We start from the raw sequence: 2490 nt of genomic DNA, 5'->3' as shown, positions 1-2490 counted from the left end.
TGTATGCCTCCAGATCAATTTAAACAGGCCAAGTACAATGTTACAGCGTTTTTACAGTTCAATAGTTACAGCGTAACCGTTCGCACTGAGCTTGTCGAAGCATGAACGGTGGCTGTAACTGTCCTAAGGAACGTGCATGAAATAACTTGAACAACTTAAACGCCATCACCGTTCGTGCTGAGCCTGTCGAAGCATGAACTTGCTCAAGTTATTTCGTGCGCTTTCCTAAGTTGAAAACGCTGTACATGTCACGTCAGTAAGTAAAAGCGCCTTGCCAGCAAAACTGTGACACGGTTCGCAGTTTTAGCAAATTAATCCTAATTCTATGCAATATTTCATTTTTTCAAACTACACTTTTTAAAGCGTATTAAACGATAATATTTAGCATCACACTATAAGAAGATTAGGGATGGTCGGACGTTATTGTGTACAAATTTAAACGTTTTAATACGCTCAACAGTTTATAAAAAAACATTTTGCAGAAAATATAATCAGGATTTTTTATATGAAAAACAGCTTATTAAACTCAGCAATATTAATTGTTGGTACGCTATTTACCCCGTATGTAATAGCGAGTCCTGCTGTTAGTGATCCTGCTAGTGTAGATGCACCTGTGGACATAAACGATACATCCAGTATCGATTTTATCAATGTTGATATCCCCGACGGGACAATCACTGATGTCACTGATCCTGTTGTTATAGAGCCAATGGTTCTTACCACCAGTCCTGTGGTGGAGACTGTCAACGATCCCATAGCAATAAACGATGTAATAAACGATACAAATTCTCCGGTGCAAAAAACATTTTTTGCTGAGCCTATTTCGTCTAATCTTACTATCGCACCTGTTGCGATCAAGTTTGTGGGGAAAATAGACTTTATCGCCTTGTGCCACGGTGCTATTGCCACCATTAAAGGCACATCGGGTGCAGATAATTTAACCGGTACACCAGGCCGTGACATTATTGCGGGGTTAGGTGGAAATGATACTATTAACGGCTTGGGTGGAAATGACGTTATCTGTGGTGATGACGGTGATGATACGCTTATAGGCGGCTTAGGCAATGACTTAATTATTGGCGGCAGTGGCAACGATACGATTCAAGGTGACTTCGGCAACGATAAAATGAATGGTGGGGCTGGCGATGATGTGATGTCAGGCGATGCGGGCAATGACGCAATGACTGGTGATGCCGGTGATGATCAAATGAACGGTGGCGCGGGCATTGATATAATATCGGGTGGCGCTGGACAAGATCAAATTATCGGGGGATCAGGAAAAGATTCACTCAATGGTAATGCTGATAATGATGCCGTTAACGGCGGTTTGGACAATGATGTAATTTTAGGCGGCAATGGTAACGATATTTTAACAGGCAGTGACGGCAACGATACGCTTAAAGGCGAAAATGGTAAGGATTCGATTTCTGGTGGTATGGGTGATGATGTGATTTTTGGCGGACTTGGTAGCGATGATTTATTGGGTGATCAAGGTAATAATAAGCTTGATGGCGGCCAAGGTTCATCTGACAACTGCACGCCTAACCCAAAAGCTAATCCAAAACACCACGACAAAAATACGGGCTGCGAAACACGCAATACCAAACAACAACAAGAATCAAGTGACGACTGATGAAACCTAAAAATAAGGCTACTAATTTATTACAAAAAATGAGCGAAGCGTGAGTAGTAAGCTTATACTGTGCTGTATTACAAGATAAAAAAACCAGTTAAATCAAACTTATAATGACCGTATTGGTTACGCGCTTCGCATCACCGACACTTGCTATGAAAGTAATTTCTTTATCTGACAAGTCACCTATGTCAAAACTGTGTGGCCTTGCTTTCATAGCGTTTCTCTTGATAAGAATCCCCACCTTTTTGAAAAAGGGAGATTTTTTAATAAATCCCCTCGATTCCCCTTTTGCAAAGGGGGAAGTGAATACTTACGTTGCAGTAAGTCATGGTCGCTTAATCTCATGAAAAATAAGGTACACCTTTTTTATGCGGCTTTGTAACTTTTTTACGGAGGCATCTGAATATTTACACTTATTTAAAATGAAAATACTATATTAACCGCTTGAATCTGGTTAATCGAATGACCAATCAACTGATCTGTCACGATACTCATCGTAACCCACTTTATATGCCCCACATAAAAAATCGTTTAATCCTTCATATTTGGTATCTGTTAAAGCATTCGCTTGGTAAAGTAAATAGGATATTGCGAGTCGTTTATTAGGCATATTTTGAAGATGTATCTTACTTTGTATGGCTGCATCAGCCTTTGATATAATATCTATTACATATACATTTTTAAAAAATTTTAATGAAAATATGAAAGCAATAATTTCAACTAATGACAATGGTCGGTCCAACATCAACATATGGATAAACACATACAATAGACCCATTAAAAATAAAATGTAAATACAGCGTTTTCAACTTAGGACAGTTACAGCCACCGTTCGTGCTGAGCTTGTCGAAGCA

General features: G+C 39.4%; 2 protein-coding genes. One reads left to right on the top strand and one right to left on the bottom strand.

The genetic code is table 11. From position 1 onward, the window contains the following. The first annotated feature begins 505 nt into the window (after positions 1-505). Positions 506-1633 carry a calcium-binding protein gene (locus tag CRENPOLYSF2_RS04830; protein ID WP_087142818.1) on the top strand — a complete coding sequence of 376 codons (1128 nt, stop codon included), beginning with the start codon at positions 506-508 and terminating at the stop codon, positions 1631-1633. 457 nt (positions 1634-2090) lie between these two features. Here the strand turns inward: CRENPOLYSF2_RS04830 and CRENPOLYSF2_RS04825 are convergent, their stop codons facing one another. Beyond that, positions 2091-2366, bottom strand: coding sequence for a hypothetical protein (locus tag CRENPOLYSF2_RS04825; protein ID WP_176371040.1), 276 nt, complete (start codon positions 2364-2366; stop codon positions 2091-2093). Between the last annotated feature and the right edge of the window lie 124 nt (positions 2367-2490).

Source organism: Crenothrix polyspora (genome assembly GCF_900163755.1).
Taxonomy (GTDB): Bacteria; Pseudomonadota; Gammaproteobacteria; order Methylococcales; family Methylomonadaceae; genus Crenothrix; species Crenothrix polyspora.
This window is presented reverse-complemented; position numbering and strand designations above follow the sequence as displayed.